The organism is Mycolicibacterium iranicum, assembly GCF_014190915.1.
Lineage (GTDB): Bacteria > Actinomycetota > Actinomycetes > Mycobacteriales > Mycobacteriaceae > Mycobacterium > Mycobacterium iranicum_B.
The window spans coordinates 606,964-627,004 of sequence record NZ_JACHVU010000001.1 but is presented as its reverse complement, the minus strand read 5'-3'; the positions used below and the strand labels follow the sequence as shown (position 1 = coordinate 627,004).

The 20,041-nt window shown below is 68.5% G+C and carries 17 protein-coding genes; 12 read left to right on the top strand and 5 right to left on the bottom strand.

The features are described from left to right. The first annotated feature begins 75 nt into the window (after positions 1-75). Positions 76-594 carry a copper chaperone PCu(A)C gene (locus tag FHR72_RS02850; protein ID WP_183466371.1) on the top strand — a complete coding sequence of 173 codons (519 nt, stop codon included), beginning with the start codon at positions 76-78 and terminating at the stop codon, positions 592-594. Positions 595-618: 24 nt separating this feature from the next. On the opposite strand, the gene FHR72_RS26400 is transcribed toward FHR72_RS02850, so the two are convergent. Together FHR72_RS26400 and FHR72_RS02840 are read right to left on the bottom strand one after the other, a co-directional pair. After that, the gene (locus FHR72_RS26400) at positions 619-1,575 is read right to left on the bottom strand and encodes a lipoprotein LpqH (protein WP_260155727.1); all 957 of its coding nucleotides are present in this window, start codon (positions 1,573-1,575) and stop codon (positions 619-621) included. A 101-nt stretch (positions 1,576-1,676) separates the two neighbouring features. Beyond that, positions 1,677-2,654, bottom strand: a complete 978-nt coding sequence (locus tag FHR72_RS02840) for an AraC family transcriptional regulator (protein ID WP_183466370.1) — start codon at positions 2,652-2,654, stop codon at positions 1,677-1,679. A 331-nt stretch (positions 2,655-2,985) separates the two neighbouring features. Between FHR72_RS02840 and FHR72_RS02835 the strand changes: the two genes are divergently transcribed. From FHR72_RS02835 to FHR72_RS02825, 3 genes are all read left to right on the top strand, one after another. Next, a complete protein-coding gene (locus tag FHR72_RS02835; protein WP_183466369.1) occupies positions 2,986-3,912 on the top strand; it encodes a serine hydrolase in 927 nt (308 codons plus the stop codon). A gap of 152 nt (positions 3,913-4,064) precedes the next feature. After that, positions 4,065-6,098 carry a toprim domain-containing protein gene (locus FHR72_RS02830; RefSeq protein ID WP_183466368.1) on the top strand — a complete coding sequence of 678 codons (2,034 nt, stop codon included), beginning with the start codon at positions 4,065-4,067 and terminating at the stop codon, positions 6,096-6,098. Positions 6,099-6,114: 16 nt separating this feature from the next. After that, a complete protein-coding gene (locus tag FHR72_RS02825) occupies positions 6,115-8,253 on the top strand; it encodes a DNA gyrase subunit A (RefSeq protein ID WP_183466367.1) in 2,139 nt (712 codons plus the stop codon). Between the two features lie 13 nt (positions 8,254-8,266). Here FHR72_RS02825 and FHR72_RS02820 read toward each other — a convergent pair whose 3' ends face one another. Both FHR72_RS02820 and FHR72_RS02815 read right to left on the bottom strand, forming a co-directional pair. After that, positions 8,267-9,163 carry an SBBP repeat-containing protein gene (locus FHR72_RS02820; RefSeq protein WP_183466366.1) on the bottom strand — a complete coding sequence of 299 codons (897 nt, stop codon included), beginning with the start codon at positions 9,161-9,163 and terminating at the stop codon, positions 8,267-8,269. Positions 9,164-9,217: 54 nt separating this feature from the next. Continuing rightward, positions 9,218-10,318 (bottom strand): coiled-coil domain-containing protein, encoded by a 1,101-nt coding sequence (locus FHR72_RS02815; protein WP_183466365.1) that lies wholly within the window; start codon positions 10,316-10,318, stop codon positions 9,218-9,220. Between the two features lie 331 nt (positions 10,319-10,649). Between FHR72_RS02815 and FHR72_RS02810 the strand changes: the two genes are divergently transcribed. From FHR72_RS02810 to FHR72_RS02800, 3 genes are all read left to right on the top strand, one after another. Continuing rightward, positions 10,650-10,919 carry a hypothetical protein gene (locus tag FHR72_RS02810; protein ID WP_183466364.1) on the top strand — a complete coding sequence of 90 codons (270 nt, stop codon included), beginning with the start codon at positions 10,650-10,652 and terminating at the stop codon, positions 10,917-10,919. Positions 10,920-10,973: 54 nt separating this feature from the next. Next, positions 10,974-12,593: a S53 family peptidase gene (locus FHR72_RS02805; protein ID WP_183466363.1), complete on the top strand. Its 1,620-nt coding sequence runs from the start codon at positions 10,974-10,976 to the stop codon at positions 12,591-12,593. A gap of 63 nt (positions 12,594-12,656) precedes the next feature. Beyond that, a complete protein-coding gene (locus tag FHR72_RS02800; protein WP_183466362.1) occupies positions 12,657-14,576 on the top strand; it encodes a GumC domain-containing protein in 1,920 nt (639 codons plus the stop codon). A 28-nt stretch (positions 14,577-14,604) separates the two neighbouring features. Here FHR72_RS02800 and FHR72_RS02795 read toward each other — a convergent pair whose 3' ends face one another. Beyond that, positions 14,605-15,315 (bottom strand): FadR/GntR family transcriptional regulator, encoded by a 711-nt coding sequence (locus FHR72_RS02795; protein ID WP_183466361.1) that lies wholly within the window; start codon positions 15,313-15,315, stop codon positions 14,605-14,607. A 122-nt stretch (positions 15,316-15,437) separates the two neighbouring features. On the opposite strand from FHR72_RS02795, the gene FHR72_RS02790 reads away from it, so the two are divergent. The 5 genes from FHR72_RS02790 to FHR72_RS02770 all read left to right on the top strand — a co-directional run bounded on the left by FHR72_RS02790 (position 15,438) and on the right by FHR72_RS02770 (position 19,971). Beyond that, complete coding sequence (locus FHR72_RS02790; RefSeq protein WP_183466360.1) at positions 15,438-15,953, top strand: gluconokinase; 516 nt, start codon at positions 15,438-15,440, stop codon at positions 15,951-15,953. A gap of 36 nt (positions 15,954-15,989) precedes the next feature. After that, positions 15,990-17,429 carry a GntP family permease gene (locus FHR72_RS02785; protein ID WP_183466359.1) on the top strand — a complete coding sequence of 480 codons (1,440 nt, stop codon included), beginning with the start codon at positions 15,990-15,992 and terminating at the stop codon, positions 17,427-17,429. A 93-nt stretch (positions 17,430-17,522) separates the two neighbouring features. After that, complete coding sequence (locus FHR72_RS02780) at positions 17,523-18,161, top strand: DUF3887 domain-containing protein (protein ID WP_311736029.1); 639 nt, start codon at positions 17,523-17,525, stop codon at positions 18,159-18,161. 146 nt (positions 18,162-18,307) lie between these two features. Then, positions 18,308-19,252: a DUF5996 family protein gene (locus FHR72_RS02775; protein WP_183466358.1), complete on the top strand. Its 945-nt coding sequence runs from the start codon at positions 18,308-18,310 to the stop codon at positions 19,250-19,252. Next, on the top strand, positions 19,189-19,971 hold the full coding sequence (locus tag FHR72_RS02770) for a stage II sporulation protein M (protein ID WP_311736028.1): 783 nt from the start codon (positions 19,189-19,191) through the stop codon (positions 19,969-19,971). The genes FHR72_RS02775 and FHR72_RS02770 overlap by 64 nt, the downstream gene beginning before the upstream one ends. Positions 19,972-20,041 lie beyond the last annotated feature (70 nt).

Genomic DNA, 20,041 nt, shown 5'->3' with positions numbered 1-20,041 from the left:
GTTCGGCGCGCCGTGGTGAAACACCGCGGCGTATCCGCATGCCGCACAGAAATGACGACAACAGAAGGAGACACCGTGCAACACACCTCGCTGTACCGCTACATCGCCCCTGTCCCCCTGGCTCTCGCGGCGGTGGTTCCGATCGCCGGATGCGACGACACCTCCCCCAGCGGCTCATCGAACCGCGGCTCCGGATCACTCACCGAGGGAACGACTGTCGAGAACGCTTTCATCGTGCCGAGCTTCCTTCCGGGACACTGCGCGATTCAGCTCGACGCCGGCGCCGCGATGAGGTTCACCGTCACTAACGGACATCCCGCGGAGGTCGAGCATCTGTCGGGTCTATCCACCGATGCCACCCCCGCCGCCTCCATTCCCGTCGCGGTGGACATCCCACCCAAGTCGACGGTCGGGGTCGGGCAGCCCAGCGCTGGACCCGAGGACGCGGGCGGGTCCCTACCCGCGGTGCGGCTCAGTTCTCTGGATCCGCAGCTACGACCCGGGATGTCGGCGGAGGTGACCTTCCACTTCGAGCGCGCCGGCGAGATCACGATGCGGGTGCCGGTCGAGGCGTGTCCCACCCAGCAGCGCTGACGCCGGCCGCACGGCCGGCCGGCCTCAGCAATCGGTGCGGATCGCGAACCGGGCGGTGGCGCGTTCGGCGGGCGCATCCTGGTAGTAGCCCTCGGCGGTTCCGACGACGATGAGCGTCCCGTCGACGATCTCCGCGGTGGCGTCACCGACCGTCTCGTCCCAGAAGCTGCCCGAGAACGTACCGAGACCATCGATCTGCACAGCGCGCGCTTGCACGGTCGGGCCGGTGTTCACCTGGGCCTCGAAACCCGGCGTTTCCTTCAAAGTCTTGATGTGCCAGGTCCACCCGACCTGCTCGCAGTCGATGCGGGGTCGCGGATCGACCGCCACACCGTTGATGATGACCTCGGCTTTGTGCGTGCCCAACGCCGCGTACCCGTCGGTGCATCCGCTCGCCAACACGCCGGTGAACACTGACGTGACCATGACGAGGCTCGTCCGGTGCCGATTCGCCGCAGCAGTCGAAACAGACATGTGGGCAGGTACCCCCGGCGCAGGCAGATGATACGGGCGAAAGCCGTTGCGGTGGCGTATCAGGACGAAGCCGGGGGGTACGTCACCGGCATGCGATTCACTGTGCTCCTCGCCGCCGTTGTCGCGGTGATCGTCGGTGTCGTCGGCCTTGCGGCTCCGGTGTCGGTGTCTCCGGCATTGCTCGACGTCGAATGCGGTAGTGCACTGTCGCCCGATCTCTCGGCGGCCCGTGCGCTCGATGACGGGGATGCCGCGAATACCCCGACGGCCGAGGGGGTTCTCGTCGATGTCGACTACACGGATCTGTGCCGTATGGATCTCGGCGATCGGCGGCTGTGGACCAGCCCCGTGATTCTCGCCGGTCTCCTCACGTTGACAGTGTTGACGGTCGCACGCGTGCGGGCGCGACGATCGGCAACGGCGCCACAGCGATGACCGTCGATGGACGGGAACGTTTACATTCCTTGCGCCTGAGCAATCATGTTCGTAGCGCACGTGCTCGTCCATGCCGAGGAATGGTGATCCGATGACCAACGGCTCCCACGTCGAGATACTCGCCGACCAGGACGGTCCGTCTACCGACGACAGGGTCTCATGAGGATTCCCCGCTAGCTGCGCAGTGTGCTCTCCGGATCGCACCCATAGGTTCTGGCGTAGAGCTCCCGGAAGCGTTCGAGGCGCCAGAATCCCCACCGGTGGGCGATGTCCTCGACCGAGGTACCGGACGGGTCGGCGGCGACGAGCGCCTCGTGGGCGTGGCGCAACCTCACCTGGCGTAGGTAATCCGTCGGGGTGCTGCGGTGGTGCCGGCGGAACATGCTGTGCACCGATCCGACCGACACGCGCGCAGCGCGTGCGATGTCGCAGACCGAGATGTCCCGCCACGCTTCGTCGTCGACGAACGCCGTGGCACGGCGCAGTGCCTCCGGGTTGTCGTCGTCGCCCGTCGGCCGGACCGTCTCGCCGGTCCGCCCGAGCGGAAACGACGCCAGCACGGAGGCCGCGAGGTACTGCATCACGGCACCGCCCACCAGCGGTTCAGTCGCCGCCGACGTGTTGGCCAGCACACCGTGGCGGATGTGGTCGACCACATCGACGAGGTGTTGGTTCGCCGCCGCGGTCACGGGCCGGGAGCTCTGCAGGCTCAGCGTTTCGGGACCGTCCAGGCCCGCGGCCTCGGCAAGCGCACGGCGCGGGATCGTGAGCAGGTGATAGTGGGCGTGGAAGACACGACCGGCGAACGGACGCCCTTCCTCCCCGCCGTAGACGACGACGTCCCCGGTGGTGTGCGCGCGGGCGGGCTGCCGATGCTGTGTCTCCTCCAGGACCCCGGACCGCACCCGGCACAGGAGCAGGCCGTCGGTGGGCTCCATGTCGAAGCTCATCTCGTAGTTCAGTTCGGCGTCGTCCACGCTCAACGAGCCGACGTAACTGCGCCAGATGCGGGTGCGCGTGCTGGGCTGATCGCCGCTGCTGCGGATGTGGATCGCACCGAACGAGTCGCTGAGTTGCTGTTCAGCCACTCCCAGATCGTCGGTGTCGATCAGGATGCCGTTGTCGACCATCGCTTCACGAGTCCCCGCCATCGCCCAGTTTCGCTGACCGCCTGCCCCCGCAGCCGGATCCGGCCAGTGTACCCAGATGAGTGACCCGATACGCGACACAATTCGCAGACGTCATATTTGCTGTACCGGCGGGCCCGATTCGACCAGCGCCGAGCTCCATTAAAACGACGCGGATTGCCGCCGCGTCGGCGCATTTGCTGCCGCGGCGGGAAGCCCTGCCTTGTCGCCCGCGAGGACGGCCCCGCGCTCACGCTGCCACCGCCTGCAGTTCCTGCGGCGCGGTTAGGCTGGGACAACGGTGAGCGCAGCGTTGATCTTGTTCCCGTGATCATGACTTGTCTGGAGGGCATCTATGCGTCGGCGGCAACTTCCGAAACGGACGTTGACGGGAATGGCGATCGTCTGCGCGGCTCTGCTCGTCAACGGCTGTGAGGCCCAGGTCTGGGGAACGCCGCCCGGGCAGGACGCGCCCCGGGCACCGATGGCTCCACAGGCCCCGGCTCTCGCCCTTCCCGCGGCGCCGCCGGCGCAGCCGACGGCATCCTTCGACGGCCTGGATGCGCGCGTGAGTCAGGCCACCGCCGACGCGGCCGACACCGGGGCCGACATCGAGGTCGTGGTGCAGGACCGCACCACCGGACAGACCGTGTCGAACGGATCTAACAGGCCGTTCCCGATCGCATCGGTGGTGAAGCTGTTCATCGCCGACGACCTGCTGATGCAGGAGTCGGAAGGCAGAACGACACTGTCCGCGGCCGACCGGCAGTCCCTCGACATCATGCTTCGCTCGTCCGACGACAGCGCCGCGCAGAACTTCTGGGACCGAAGCGGCCAGAATGCGATCATCGCGCGGGTCGTGGCTCGCTACGGACTGACCGGCACCACCGCGCCGTACAACGGACACTGGGACGTCACCCAGAGCACGGCAAGCGATCTCGTCCGCTACTACGACAAGCTGCTCGACGGCAGCGGAGGGCTGCCACCGGCGCAAGCCGACATCATCCTCGATAATCTCGCGCAGTCGACACCGACGGGAACCGACGGATATCCGCAGCGGTTCGGCATCCCCGAGGGCCTCTACGCCGAACCGGTCGCGGTCAAGCAGGGCTGGTTCTGCTGCTGGAACGGCGGCAATCAGCTGCACGTGTCCACCGGCGTCATCGGACCCGACCGCCGCTACGTCATGGCGATCGGCTCGCTGGACCCCACCAGCGAGGCCGCCGCCCGTGCGAACATCACCCAGGCCGTCAAGACCATGTTCCCGGCCGGGAAGATCTGACCGCTTCGGCCCGACGACCGCCGCGGCTGCACGACGATGTCGGCCGCGGCCTTTAAGATTCCTGCGGCACACCCTGGTTGCCGAGTGGATCACCGTCAGCATCCTGCGCGTTTCGGTCCTTACCTGTCCGGTCTCGATGGAAAGGACGAGCTGTGAGTTACACCGCCGCCGACATCACCGAACTCGACGATGTCCAGCACACACGGCTGCGGCCGGCGGTGAACCTCGGACTCGACGTGCTCAACACCGCGCTCCGCGAGATCGTGGACAACGCGATCGAAGAGGTGGCCGACCCCGGCCACGGCGGGTCCACCGTCACCATCACCCTGCACCCCGACGGATCGGTCAGCGTCGCCGACGACGGCCGGGGACTGCCGGTGGACTCCGATCCGGTGAACGGGAAGAACGGCATCGTCAAGACCCTCGGCACCGCGCGCGCGGGCGGCAAGTTCTCCGCGCATTCCGATGCGACCAGCACGGGCGCGGGGCTCAACGGGATCGGCGCGGCAGCGGCCGTGTTCATCTCCGCGCGCACCGATGTCACGGTCCGCCGCGCCGGCAAGACGTATCTGCAGAGCTTCGGCGGTGGCTACCCCGGTGTGTTCGACGGCAAGGACTTCGACGCCGCTGCCCCGTTCACCCGCTCCGACACCCAGAAGCTGCGCGGGACGGCCAACCGCACCCCCGAGGTTCACGGCACGACGGTGCGCATCCTGTTCGACCCGGCGGTCGTCCCCGACTCGACCGTCGACATCAATGAGGTCCTGCTGAGGGCGCACGCCGCGGCGCGGATGTCCCCGGGCGTTCACCTGATCGTCGTCGACGAGGGTTGGCCCGGTGACGAGGTGCGCCCCGAGTTGGTGGAGCCGTTCGGCGGCCCGTGGGGCACCGACACCCTCCTTGACCTCATGTGTGCCGCCGCCGCCACCCCGGCGCCGGAGGTGCGTGCCGTCGTGGAGGGGCGGGGTGAATACACCACCGGTCGCGGCCCGACGCCGTTCCGCTGGTCGCTGACCGCGGGCCCGGCCGAACCGGCCACCGTCGCCGCATTCTGCAACACCGTGCGCACCCCCGGTGGCGGGTCGCACCTGACCGCGGCGGTGAAGGGGCTGTCCGAGGCCCTCGCCGACCGCGCCTCCCGCATGCGCGACCTGGGCCTGGCCAAGGGCGAAGACGGCCCGGAGGCACAGGATTTCGCCGCGGTCACCGCGCTGGCGGTGGACACCCGCGCTCCGGACGTGGCGTGGGACTCGCAGGCCAAGACGGCCGTGTCCTCCCGTTCGCTGAACGTCGCGATGGCACCGGACGTGGCCCGCAGCGTCACCATCTGGGCCGCGAACCCCGCCAACGCCGACGTCGTCTCGCTGTGGACGAAGCTCGCACTGGAGTCGGCCCGGGCCCGGCGCAGCGCCGAGGGCGCCAAGGCCCGGTCCCGGGCGGCGTCGAAGGCCAAGGGTCTCGGCACGAACCTGTCGCTGCCACCGAAGCTGTTGCCCAGCAGAGAGACCGGGCGCGGGTCCGGCGCCGAACTGTTCCTCTGCGAGGGCGATTCGGCGCTGGGCACGATCAAGGCCGCCCGCGACGCGACGTTCCAGGCCGCGTTCCCGCTGAAGGGCAAGCCGCCGAACGTGTACGGGTTCACCGTCAGCAAGGCCCGGGTCAAGGACGAATTCGATTCGATCGAGCGCATCCTGGGTTGCGGTGTGCGCGACAACTGCGATCCCGAGGCGTGCCGCTACGACCGGATCCTGTTCGCCTCCGACGCCGACCCCGACGGCGGCAACATCAACTCCAGCCTGATCTCCATGTTCCTGGACTTCTACCGCCCGCTCGTCGAGGCGGGGATGGTCTACGTGACCCTGCCCCCGCTGTTCGTCGTCAAAGACGGCCAGCAGCGCATCTACTGCCAGGACGAGTCGGAGCGCGACGCCGCCGTGGCGCAGATGAAGGCGACCTCGAAGCGCAAGGTGGAGGTGCAGCGCAACAAGGGCCTCGGCGAGATGGACGCCGACGACTTCTGGCATACGGTGCTGGATCCGCAGCGGCGCACCGTGATTCGCGTGCACCCCGACGACGGTGAGAAGAAGCTGCACCACACCTTGTTCGGCGGGCCACCGGAGGGCCGGCGGACGTGGATGGCCGATGTGGCCTCCCGCGTCGACACCTCAGCTCTCGACCTCGACTAGGACATAGGGAAACATCGTGACCGCCACCCTCGACCTGCCCGAGCAGAATCCCGATCTGGTGCTCGAGCAGAGCGCCGACGACTACTGGAACCACTACCAGCTGACCTTCGCGCTCTACAGCGTCAGCGACCGCGCCATCCCGTCGGCGTTCGACGGGCTCAAGCCGGGGCAGCGTCGCCTGCTCTATCAGATGCATGAATCGCGACTCCTGCCCGGCAACAAACCGCAGAAGTCCTCGAAGGTCTGCTCGGCGGTCACCGGAAACCTGCACCCTCACGGCGGTGCGTCGATGTACGGTGCCGCGGCGCTGATGGCCGCGGACTTCCAGCGCGTGAAAGTCATTGACGGACAGGGCGCTTTCCCGCGCATCCAAGGTGACATCCCGGCGGCCGACCGCTACACCGAGATGCGGTTGTCGGCGCCCGGGGCGGCGCTGACCGCCGAGCTCAGTGATCACGCCGTGCCGATGGTCCCGACGTTCGACGGTGAGTGGATCGAGCCGACGGTACTGCCCGCGCAGTGGCCGGTGCTGCTCTGCAACGGCGCGGTCGGCATCGCCGAGGGCTGGGCCACCAAGGTGCCGGCCCACAATCCGCGTGAGGTGATGGCTGCGTGCCGGGCGCTGCTGAAGACCCCGAACATGACCGACGACAGACTGGCCAAGCTGATCCCCGGACCGGATTGGGGCTGCGGCGCCACCGTCGTCGGCACGGCCGGGCTACGGGATTACCTCACCACGGGCCGCGGCGCATTCACGGTGCGCGGCACGGTGTCCGTCGACGGCAAGAACTGCGTGATCACCGAGTTGCCTCCCGGTGTCGCGAGCAACACTGTGCAGGAACGGATCCGAGCGCTGGTCGACTCCGGGGAACTGTCCGGCGTGGCCGACATGTCCGATCTCACCGACCGTCGCAACGGGCTGCGAATCGTCGTCACCGCCAAGCGCGGCCACAGTGCCGAGCAGATCCGCGAGCAGCTGCTGGCCCTGACGCCGCTGGAGGGGACGTTCGCCGCCAGTCTGGTAGCCCTCGACGAGAACCGGGTGCCGCGCTGGTGGTCGGTGCGGGAACTGATCGCCGCCTTCCTGTCCCTGCGTGACTCGGTGGTGCTGCACCGCAGCCAGTACCGGCTCGAGAAAGTCACCGCGCGACGGCATCTGGTGGCCGGCCTCATGCTCATCCACCTCGACATCGACGCCGCCGTCGCGGTGATCCGCGGATCCGACACCGTCGACGAGGCCCGTCAGGGTCTGCAGGACCGGTTCGCGATCGACGCCGTGCAGGCCGATTACGTACTGGCGCTGCAGCTGCGCCGGCTCACCAAGCTCGACGTCATCGAACTGCAGGCCGAAGCGGAGAGGCTGGACGCCGAGTTCGCCGAGCTGACCGAACTGGTCGACAACCCCGAGGCGCGCCGGAAGGTCATCGACCAGGAGCTGGTGGAGACGGCGAAACTGTTCAAGGGGCCGGAATTCGACCGCCGCACCGTGCTCGACGTGGACGCGACACCGACGGCATCCAGCTCCGACGAGGACGGTCCACGCGAGCGAAAGGTCAACGTCGCGTGGCGACTCGACGACCGCGGCGTCTTCTCCGACAGGCACGGCGAGCTGCTCACCACGGGACTGGGCTGGGCCGTGTGGACCGACGGACGCGTGAAGTTCACGACGGGGGGCGGTCTGCCCTACAAGATCCGCGACATCCCGGTCGCACCCGACATCACGGGGCTACTGGTTTCGGGGGTCCTGGCACCGGGAGCGCACCTCGCTCTGGTGACGCGCCGCGGCAGGGTGCTGCGGATCGATCCGGCCGCGGTGAATCCGCAAGGTGCCGCGGGTAACGGCGTGGCGGGGGTCAAGCTGGCGGGCGACGGAGACGAAGTGGTCGCCGCGCTGCCCCTGACGTGTGCGAACGGCGAGGCCATTCTGTCGATCTCGGAAAAGGGCTGGAAGGTCACCGAAGTCGCCGACATCCCGGTGAAGGGCCGCGGCGGCGCCGGTGTCGGCTTCCACCCGTTCGTCAACGGCGAGAGCGCGCTGCTGGCGGCGACGGTCTCCCCGACGGGATATGTCCGTGGCACGCGGGCGGTGCGGGCCGAGAAGCGGTCGAAGGCCTCGACCAAGGGGTCCGGCGCGGACGTGACGCCGGCCGGTTAGCGGACCGCGCGGTCTACCGGGCAGCGAGTTTGACGACCCCGGAGGGGGTCCACTTCGCCGACGCCATGACGTACACGTTGCCGTCGCTGTCGACGGCGATGTCGGTGGGCGACTGAATGTCGGTGAACGGCAACTGAACCCAGTCACCTCCGTCGGCGGCCCTGCGCGACACGGTGCCCGCCCGATTGTCGGTGACGTACAGATTGCCCGCGGCGTCGACCGCGAGCCCGCCGACGTCGCCGGGTGCGTCGATGGGTTCGGCGCGTGTTGCATCCCTCGGGATCTTCAGCAGCGACCCGTCGGCGTACGCGTACACGGTGTCGTCGGCATCGACGACCATGTGTCCGATGTCGTGAACGCCCTGCACCGGCAACTCGGTCGGTGCACTCGCGCCGGGATCGAGTTTCATCAACCTGCCGCTGTCGTTGTCGCCGAGATAGACGGCGCCGTCCTTCCCGACGGCGATCTCACTCCACTGCCGCAGCACTCCGAACGGGAGGGGCTCGGGGCTGGTCGATCCGGGTGCGAGGGTCTCGACAGTCTTGTCGGGACCCACGAAGGACAGGGTGCCATCGGGGGCGACGGCAAACGTCGACACGGGCGTGCCGCTCAACGGGGCCGGCTTGTCCGCCTCCGGCGCGAGCGTCACCACCCCGAACGCCCCGCCGAGGTAGAGAACGTTCTGGGCGTCGACGGCGATGCGGTTGTATCCCGGTGCGTCGGGAAGCCTGGTCTGCGGGCCGGACTGCAGCGGGACATCGGCGGCCGAGGAGCTGGCCGGGGTGTCCGACGAGCACGCGCTGAGAGCAGCCACCACACCGACCGCGGCGGCCGCGACCGCGGCCCGAAGGATCCCCGTTGCCGGGATGCGCGTCGGAGTCGTGCTCGCTGTCGACTGCGGTGCGTCCATTCCAGGGATCCTAGGCAGCGACGGCGTCGTGCTGGGCCCTCCCGGGGCCGGCGATCAGCGTCGCGGCGTCACCGTGATGTGCACGTGGTCGAAGTGGCCGTAGCCGGAGGCCTGCGGACCGGCCGGCGTGTAATAGGTTCCGCGCCAGATGACGTCCTGCAGTCCGAACCGGCCGGCATTGCTCATCGCGTACGCGAGGATCTGGTCGCCGAGCGCGATGCCCTCGGGGCTGTCGGGGTTCGGAATCATGATGTCGATCGCCAGACCGTTCGGGTGCCACGGCTTCGAGTCCGGCCGCACCCCGTCGATGTCGGAGATCTGCGGGAACTGCCGGCTGACAGCGCGGGCAGCCAGGACGGCGTTGGGCTGCAACCCGGCTTCGTAGGCGACGCCGACCGGCAACGCCTCGGGGTTGTCGGGGACAGCGCCCGCGGGGGGCGGAGCAAGGTCGCCGGGCGGCACTCCGGGCAGCGCGGCGATGGCCGGGCCTCCCGGTGGGAGCGCGCCCGGCGGCGGGGCACTGTCGACGATCGCCCGCTGTTGCGGTGTCAGCGCCGCGTACTGCGCCTCCGCGGCGGCGATCTGGCGCAGAAGTTCGCTGAGCTTCGCCTGCAACTCGGCGCGCACCGCGGCGGCCGACTCGGCGGCCGTGCGGGCGTCATCGGCCGACCTCGCGGACGCCTGGGCCGCGGCGCCGGCACGGTCACGTGCGGTGTGGAAGGCCGCGATCTGCTCGGCGATCCCGGCGCCCACCGTGCGCTGCAGGGACAGCTGGTCGATCAGCTGCTGCGGGGAGGCTGCGGTCAACACCGCCGCGAACTGGCCGTCGCGGCCGCTCATGTAGCTCATCGCCGCGATCCGGTCGGCCGCGGCCTGAAGGGGCTGCAGCTGAGCGTCGGCCAGCTGCAGTGCCGCCAGGTCGCCGCGGTGGCGCTCAGTGGCTGCTGCCTGCGCGGCGCTCTTGACCTCTGCATCGTGCTGGGCCGCGGTCACGGCCTCGCGACTCTGCACCGCCTGCTGGGACAGCTCGTTGAGTTTGGCCAGCGCGTCCGCGGCCGGGTCGGCTTCGACGTCGCCCACCGGGAGGGAAAGCACCAGGACCGCGGTCGCCACAGCAGCGGCTGTTCGGCGAAGGTACGAGCGCACCCCGGTCACGCGGATCGGCACATCCTTGGCTCAGGGACCCACACGGCCCGGCTGTCGATGACCCGGCAAGGCTACGAACTGGCACCGGCGATGTCTACTCGTCCCGGCGCGCCGCGGGCCGACACCGTCGCGCCGCCACTCCATCCCGGCGCCCCCGACGGTGGGGTCGGGTGATCGGCGCAGGTCCAGCGCAGGTGAGCAGGGGAATGGCCCGGGCCCGGCGATGCGTTAGTCCTCATGATCGAGATCTTGAACCTACGATGAAAGCGCCCCCGCAAGGGTCCGCAGGTCATCGGCTTGGCTGAAGACACCCCCGTAGAGAACTAGTAAAGGACCGAACATGGCTTCACAACGTCTGGGCCGTCGCATCTCGGCAGCGGTCGGCGGAGGCGCCGTCATCGCGATGATCTGTTTCACCGCATCGTGCAGCACTGACAGCGAGACCCCCGAAGAGTCACCCACCACGACCACGACCACCACGACGACCACGCCTCCGCCGCTGAGCCCGACCGAGAAGGCCCCGAACCCGGACGGCCCGGGCATCTTCACTCCCCCGGTCACCGCGCCTCAGCCCACGGTCAACCCGGGCCGCGACGACTACGGCAACTGATCGCAGGACATGCCCGGACCCCGTCCGGGCATGTCCTCCAGTTCGAGCCCAGCCATGACAGCGCCGGTCACACCCAAGGCGACCGTCCGCTCGCTGACCGCCATGCTCGCCGTCGGGGCAGTGCTGGCGGGGATAGGCCTGTCGGTCAGCGAGCCGGAGCGCGATGAGGCGGTCATCGACGGCCCCTTTGCGTCGCTGCTGGATGCCTCGACCGATCTGGGGCCGGCGCAGGAGCAGCGGATCGAGCTGACCGCGAGCCTCATCGACCGGTCCCGGCCGACGGCGCTGATCGATTGGGCCGAGGATCGGTCGCTGTCGGTTCGGTGGCGACCCGGCGACGACTGGGTGGTGGTCGAGGGATCACCCGGTGCCGTCGGGCAGGCCTTCGATGTCTCCGTCCGTGACTACCGGGGACGGCGGGGTCAACTGTTCTATGCCTCGCCGCACCAGCCGTCGGTGCCCGAGCATCTGCGGGCGGAGGTGGCCGAGATCGGCCGGATCCTGAGCTACCTGCCGCACCGCATGTCGCGGCCCGAACACGTGCCGCTCGACGTCCCCGACCGTGGCTTGTCCCCCGCGGCGCTGCTGAACACCTACAACGCCGACGATCTGGCCCGGGCAGGGTTCACGGGGAAGGGGATCACGATCGTGGTCTTCGCCTTCGACGGTTTCGAACAGTCCGACCTGGACTCGTTCACGGGCATGTTCGGCCTGCCGCAGTTCACCCCGGAGATCGTCGGGGGAATGCCGGGCGAGTCTCGGGGTGAGCTGTCGATGGATCTGCAGGTCGCCCACGCACTGGCACCCGACGCCCGCAAGGTCGTGGTGAACGCCCGCCCGACGTTCGAAGGTGGTGGCGGCTACCGCAAGATCGGCGAGATGCTCGAAGACACCGACCGCAGGTTCCCCGGCGCAGTGTGGAGCTTCTCGATCGGCTGGGGCTGCGACAAGCTCATCACCGCCGCCGACCTCGCACCGGTGCGGTCGGCGCTGCGCACCGCCCAGTCCCACGGCACCACCGCCTACAACGCCAGCGGTGACCTCGCCGGCATGGAATGCCGTGGCGGACAGGACTGGTCGTCGGTGCCCAGCGAACAGGACATCGGTCTGGACTCGATCGCCTCGCTGCCCGAGATGACCAGTGTCGGGGGCACCACTCTGTCCACCGATGCGGACGGAGGCTGGGTGTCGGAGCAGACCTGGTTCGACGTGCCCCTCTCCCAGGGCACCGGCGGCGGGGTCTCGACGTTGTTCGAACTTCCGCCCTGGCAACGCGTGGCGGCGGCGTCGGTGCCGCGGGAGCGCAACACCGGGATGCGCATGACCCCGGATGTCGCCGCGGTGGCCGACCCGTTCACCGGCGTGAAGATCGTGCTCAACGGGCGGGTGGTCGTGGGCGGCGGTACGTCGCAGTCGGCGCCGATCTGGGCCGGCCTGACAGCAGTGATGAATCAGTACCTGCTGGAGAACAACGGGGCGCTCATCGGCGACATCAACCCCCTGCTGTATCGCATCGCCGAAGGCGCTCCGCGCCCGGCCTATCGCGATATCACGTTGGGCGGCAACGCCGTCGACAATGCCGGCCCCGGCTATGACCTGGTGACCGGTCTCGGTACGCCCGACATCGACAACCTGGTGCGGAATCTGCAGATCGCGCAGAAGGTGCAGGCCTGATGAGCGCTTGCGCGAAGAAGCGAGCGCACTGATGAGCGCTTGCGCGAAGAAGCGACGGTACTGATGAGCGCTCCTGGCATGACGGAGTGCCCGACCTGCGAGTTCGATGTTCCCGCAGGCGAATTCTGCGGGCACTGCGGCATGCCGCTGGCTGACCACCGGCGCGGCGACGGGCCGCACTGGCTGCGGGCGCGTGCGTTCAGCGCGGCCTCCGGGCAACGGCTGCTGACGCCGGCGCTGACGAGTTCGCTCTTCCCGCATCTGACGCCGCGCGCTCGCACCGTGTTCCTGATGGGCCTGGGGCTTCTCGCGACCGCCCTGACTGTCGCCACCGTGCTGCGGATGCCGGCGGCATTGATCGCGGTGGCCTCGCTCGGCCTGCCGATGCTGTTCGCGCTCTACCTTCGCGAATCCGATGTCTTTCATGATCTTCCGCGCAGATGGCTGGTGCTGACAGCCGCGCTGGGTACCGGACTGGGCGCAGGGTGGGCCTTGTTGACCGGGGCGGCCGTCGCGCGTGCCTACGGCGTCCCGCTCGGCGCGGGCATCGCCGGCGAACGGATCCTGCGCGACGGGCTCGCCGTCCCGATCGGCAGCATGCTGCTCATGCTGGTCCCCGCGCTGGTGACCCGATGGTCATGGCGCGGCAGCCGGGAGGCGCTGGACGGCTACATCATCGGAGCTCTGGGCGCGCTCACCTTCACTGCGGCCGCCACGTTGACACGGCTGGCGCCTCAGTTCACCACCGGCATGATCAACCGCGTGCGACCGCTCGACGGACTGCTGGTCGAGGCCGGTGTCCGCGGCATTGCGATGCCCCTGACCGCAGCCGCGGTGGGTGGGCTCATCGGCACGGCGCTGTGGTTCACCCGCCCGCCCACCAAAGCCCTGGAACACCGCAACTTCGTCCGGGCCACCCTCGTCCTCATCGCGGTCGTCGTGGTGGCCATCTATGCCTCGGTCGGTCTGGTCGACGTCGCCCGTCTGCCCCAACTGTGGCAGCTGGCCGTGCATTTGGGATTGACCGGCATCGCCCTGCTGGCTCTGCGGATCGGCCTGCACCTCGCGCTGCTGCACCAGGCGCACGGCGATGTCCACGCCGACGAGCCCATTCTGTGCGTGGAGTGCAACCACGTGGTGCCGGATGCGCCGTTCTGCGCCCGGTGCGGCGCGGCGATGCAGGCGTGCTCGCGGCGCTCGCTCGACGCCCGGCGCGCGGAACGTCCGGTCCGTCTCGCCGACGACGTCGCGCCCGGGGAGATCACCGTGGGCCTGTTACCGGGCTACTCGATACACGCCGGCACGTACGAGGCGCCCCCACGACGGACCACGTCGTTCCGCACGGTGGCGCTGGGGCTCGGCATCGCGGTCACGGTGGTCGCCGCTGGGTTGGTCGGGCTCTCCGGCCTCATCTCCGACCCCGCGCCCAGGTACATCTGTCCGCCCGACTGCGGTAGTCCGCCGATGAACCGCGCGGTGGAGATCAATCCGCGGTTCACCTCATCGGACGGGGCATTCTCGGTGTCCTACCCGGCCGAGGGGTCTGCCTACGAGGTCACCACCCGCGCCGACGGGGTGACCGCGGTGTTGCAGGCCGGTGACGGCGGCACGATGCAGTTGGTCAGTCGCCCGGCCGCCGGGCGCAGCGCCGAGGAGATCGCGGTCGAGCTGGTGAACGAGACGTTCCCGGACACCAGGACCGCCTACGAGATCCCGAACACGATGGTCGGCTACCAGCCGGGTTACGGGTACGCCGCGGACCTGTGGCCGCAGGGTGCGATGAACAGTTCCACCCGCATGCGCATCATCGTGATGGTGGCGGTGAAGAACGACCTGGCGTTGATCGCCGCTGCGGTGGGGCCGTATCGGGCGTTCGGACCGGACTTCGGTTCGGGCAAGCCGTCGGCTGTCTCCCTGCAGTTGGCGCTCGACATGGGCAAGTACGTCAACAGTTTCAGCTGGCGCGGCGACCCGCCGCGGTAGTCCGCGGGACGTCGTCAGCGCGGGCGAGTCACGAGGGGAACTCCTCGACAACGGCCGACGCGGCCTCGTCGATGATCGCGCGCATCGCCTGCTCGGCCTGCTTCGTCTCACCCATCCTGATCGCGCGCGCGACATCGTCGTGCAGGGCGATCGCCGCGATGTTGGGCTTCTCGGGCATCATCCCGTGCTGGGTCCGGCCGGTGAGCACCTCGTCGACGACGCCGGTGAGGGCCCGGAACATCCCGTTCCCGCTGGCCTCCAAGAGCGTCTGGTGAAACAGCTTGTCCGCCAGCAGGTATGCGTCGAGATCGCCGGATCGGCCGTGCACCATCATGTCGGAGACCGCCGACGCCATCACCCGGCACTGGTGCGGGGTCGCCCGACGCGCGGCCAGTGCCGCCGCAGCCGGCTCGAACCCCAGTCGGAGTTCCGACAGCGACACCAGCAGCGCTGTGCGGTCGCCGACGTCCAGCCGCCACCGGATCAGCATCGGATCGAAGACGTTCCACTTCTCGGCGGGCTGCACCGTGATGCCGACCCTTCGCCGGGACTCCACCATGCCCATCGACTCGAGCACACGAATCGCTTCGCGGGCGACGCTGCGGGACACCCCGTGCTCGGCATTCACTCCGTCGAGGGTGAGAACCCGCCCGGGTGGGTACCGACCGGACACGATCGCGGTCCCCAGGGCAGTCAGCAAACTGCCGTGGAGGGCGCCGGGGTTCGGCCGATCGAGCATCAATTGATGATGTCAGAGACGTACCGGCATCGGTAGAGAATCTCTTTCCCTCGTAGCCCTTGCAATAGTATGACGATTGCGCCAAGCTATGTGATGACGGACACATCGAATAGGTAGAGGGCATGGCATCACCAATCGTCGTCATGGGTGTATCGGGGTCAGGAAAGTCGACCGTTGGCGCCGCGCTGGCGCAACGACTGCGCGTTCCCTTCGCCGACGCGGACGACTTCCACCCGCCGGAGAACATCGCGAAAATGACGGCCGGCCATCCCCTCAACGACCAGGACCGCCACCCATGGCTGGAATCGATCGGCGAGTGGCTGGCGCTGCACCGCGACGGCGGAGTGATGAGCTGCTCGGCGCTGAAACGCCGATACCGCGACCAGCTGCGCAGACACTGCGCCGGGATCGAGTTCCTGCACCTTGAGGGCACCCTCGAAACCATCGGCCGGCGACAGGCAAGTCGCCCGGGACATTTCATGCCCGCAGCGCTGCTGGCCTCTCAGTTCGAGACGCTGGAACCCCTCGAACCCGATGAGCACGGTGTCGCCATCGACGTGGCCCAGACCATTGATCTGATCATCGAAAGTTACATCGCCACAACTGTTCCGGAGAAAGCCGAGAAGGAGGACCGATGATTCGACGCGCTGACATCACCGCGGGAGGGACTTTCCATGGAAGCCATTGATCCGGCATACGGGACGTCCACGCTCCTCTTGATCGCCGCGGGCGCAGTGGCCCTGCTGCTGTTCCTGATCATCAAGGTCAAGCTGCACGCCTTCGTGGCCCTGGTGCTGGTGAGCGCATTGACCGCGCTGGCCGCCGGGATCCCGGTGGCCGATGTTCCGAGCGCGTTGACGTACGGCTTCTCGAACACGCTCGGCTCGGTGGCCCTACTCGTCGGGTTCGGCGTGATGATCGGCAGACTGCTCGAAACCACCGGTGGTGCACAGGTTCTCGCGGATACGCTGATCGGCCGGTTCGGTGAGAAGCGCGCTCCCCTGGCGCTCGGCGTGGCCGCGCTGCTGTTCGGTTTCCCGATCTTCTTCGACGCGGGCCTCGTGGTGTTCCTGCCGATCATCATGACGGTGGCGCGGCGCTTCGGCGGTTCGATCCTGCTGTATGCGTTCCCGGCGGCAGGCGCCTTCGCGGCCATGCACGCGATCGTGCCGCCTCACCCGGGTCCGGTGGCTGCCTCCGAACTGCTCGGCGCCAACATCGGTCTGACCCTGATCATCGGCGTCCCGGTCGCCGTCGTGTCCTGGTATGTCGGCGCCTTCCTGGTCTCCCAGGTGATCGGACGACGGGTATACGTCGACATCCCGGCCTCGCTGTTCGGCGAGATCAACGGCGGTCGCGACACTGATACCGACGACGACGGCGTGCCTGCGGCTGGCGGACGCGGCACAGGGACCACCGTCACGCGGACGGCGCCCTCCTTCCTCACCGTGCTCGTGGTCCTGCTCCTGCCGTTCGTCCTGATCTCGTTCAACACCGTGCTCGACACCCTGATGACCGCCGGTGTCATCGAGGAAGGCGCGACGTGGGCCGAATACTTGAAGTTGTTGGGCAACACACCGATTGCGCTGTTGATCACCGTGTTGGTGGCGACACTGCTGCTGGGGTTGCGCAACCGCTCGATGGCCGATGTCAGCGACATCCTCGACAACGCGCTGGGGCCCATCTGCGCCATCATCCTGATCACCGGCGCCGGCGGCATGTTCGGCGGCGTGCTGCGACTGAGCGGTATCGGCGACGCGTTGAGCTCCTCGCTGTCGAATCTCGGCATCTCGTTGATCCTTCAGGCGTTCGTCATCTCCACCCTGCTGCGGGTCGCGCAGGGGTCTGCCACGGTCGCGCTGACGACGACCGCCGGGCTGCTCAGCGCGGCCGTTGCCTCAGCAGGGCTCGGCAGTATCCAGCTCACAGCGCTGGTCATCGCCATCGCCGCGGGTGCGACCGTGCTGTCGCACGTCAACGACTCCGGCTTCTGGTTGGTCAGCCGGTTCTTTGGTATGGACGTGAAGACCACGCTGAAGACGTGGACCGTGCTGGAGACCACGCTCGGCCTCAGCGCCTTCGTGCTCAGCCTGGGATTGTGGGCCATCGGGTAGGGGCCCTCGGGCGGGGTAGGGCCGACCGCGTGCGGGTATGGCCGTGTCAAGATAATCTTGACAGCGGCTCCAGTGTCAACCTAAACATGACACGTGGCCGAGTCATCCACCGACCTTGCCCAACAGCTCCACCGCCAGCTCGGCAGGGTGCTGGCGGCCCCCGTTCTGGGGGGTCACCACGATGCGCTCGAGCTGGTCCGCACCGCCCGCGGCGTTCAGGACGGCGCCGAGAGGTTCCTCGCCGCGGCGGTGCAGCAGGCCAGAGACGCCGGGCGCACGTGGCAGGAGATCGGCGACGTCCTCGGTGTGTCGCGTCAGGCCGCGTTCCAGCGGTACGGCAAGCCCATCGATCCACGAAACGGAGAAGCCATGACGACGAGTCCACTACCCGGGGCCGACGAGCTCGCCCGGTCGATCATCGAGGATCTCGCCCATTCCCGGTGGGCCGAGGTCACCGCGCGCTTCGACGCGACGATGCGTGCCGGGCTCACCGAGGACGGTCTCGCCGAGGCGTGGGCCTACTTCGCGGGGTTGGCCGGGGCGTACGAACGACACGGCGACACCGATGTCGTGCGCGCCGGCGACTTCACCACGACCAACACGCCGCTGCATTTCGAGGCCGGGGACTTCGTCGCTCGTGTCACGTTCCGGGACGACCGGTCGGTCGCCGGGCTGTACATCCTCAATCCCGATCCGGCGTCCGATTCCGACGGGTCCGCGGGTTCGTCGTAGCCCCCGCCGGGGTCGCGGTTGCCGCCTTCTCTCCCGCAACGGCATTCGCGCCAGTCGACGCAAGGGGCCAAACGATGAAGGATGGTGTCGTCGTCCGGGCTGCCCCGGCGGAACTCGTTCGGTGCTGCAACATCAGGGAGGTTCGAATGACGGATGTCCGAGCGGGCGCGGGCTGGCCGGCGCTACGGGTCGACGACTGGGAACCGACCCGCAGGTCGCTGCATATGTGGAGCCAGATCGTGGGCAAGGTGCGGCTGGCGCACGCGCCTCTGGTCAACCACTGGTGGCAGGTGCCGCTCTACGTGACGCCGCGAGGCTTGACGACGTCGGCGATCCCGGCGGGCACCGAGACCTTCGACATGGAATTCGATTTCGTCGACCACGTGCTGGCCCTACGCGTGAGCGACGGCGGGGCAGACACCATCGGCCTGCGCGACGCCTCCGTGGCCCAGTTCCACGGGGCGGTGCTGGGCACCCTCGCCAGATTGGGGATCGACGCGGACATCTCGCGGGGCCCCAACGAAGTAGACCCGGCGGTGCCGTTCGCCGAGGACCACCACACCGGTTACGACCCCGCGGCCGCCACGGCCTTCTGGCGACAGCTGGTGCAGGCCGACCGGGTGATCGGAGCCTTCCGTGCCCGGTTCGTCGGCAAGGTCAGCCCTGTGCATTTCTTCTGGGGCTCCTTCGACATGGCCTGCACCCGGTTCTCGGGTCGCCCGGCACCCCCACATCCGGGTGGCGCGCCCAACTGCGGCGACTGGGTGATGGAGGAGGGTTACTCCCATGAACTGAGCAGCTGCGGTTTCTGGCCCGGTGGCGGGGAGGAGGGGGCGTTCTACTCGTACGCCTATCCCGAACCGGACGGATTCGCCAAGGCCGCGGGATGTCCGGCGGGAGCCTTCTACGACACCGGATTGCGGCAGTATCTGTTGCCCTACGAGGTGGCACGCCAGGCCGAGGACCCCGATGCGCTGGTGATGGACTTCCTCGAGTTCACCTACGGCGCTGCGGCCGATCTGATGGGGTGGGACCGGGCCGCTCTGGAGACCGACCCCGACCGCTGGACGCACAAGGCCAGGCCGTCCTGACCGCCGACGACAGCAACCGCGGAGGCAACGGCGGCGCTACTGACGGCGGCGCCACTGACGGCCCGCACCTGCCGACCTCGAATCCCGGGAGCCGTACACCCCTGTGGCGCCGTCCGTTTCGGCTCATCCGCAGCAATCTGCGCGCGTACCTCGTCATCAACGCGGCCGCGTACGGGTTGGCTCTCCTCGGTTTCGGTCTCGGGCTCGCCTTCCCCGCGCTGTCCGAAGCGCGAGCCGCCGAGTTGGTGGACGACGGCACGGCGGAATTGGTGGGAGCGCTCTTCGCCAACCCGCCGCTGTTCGCTCTGACGATCCTCGCTGTCAACGTCTTTCGGCTCAGTCTGCTGACGATCGTGGTGCCGTCACTGGTCGTGCCGTTCGCGGGTTGCGCGCTCTTCGCGTACTGGGCCGTGGAAACGGGCATCACCCTCGTCCCGGCCACGCCCACAGGCTGGGTGGCGCTCATCCCCCACTCCCTGACCTTCGTCATCGAACTCCAGGCCTACGTCCTTCTGTTGCTCGGTGCCTATCTACTCGGCACGAGCTGGCTGCTCCCCCGAACCGTCCACGCGCAGAACCGCCGCCAGGGCTACCTTCGCGGACTCCGGCGGATGGGTCTTCTCGCCCTCCCGGCGCTCGCCCTGCTGGTCGTCGGCGCCGTATGGGAGGCCTACTCGCTGCGGTACCTCGTCCACCCGCTCAGCCAAATGCTGCTGTGAAGGGCGACCGCCCTGCTCGGATCTAGTCAACCACGCCACCGGACGTGAATCGGTAGACTCCGGAAGCACT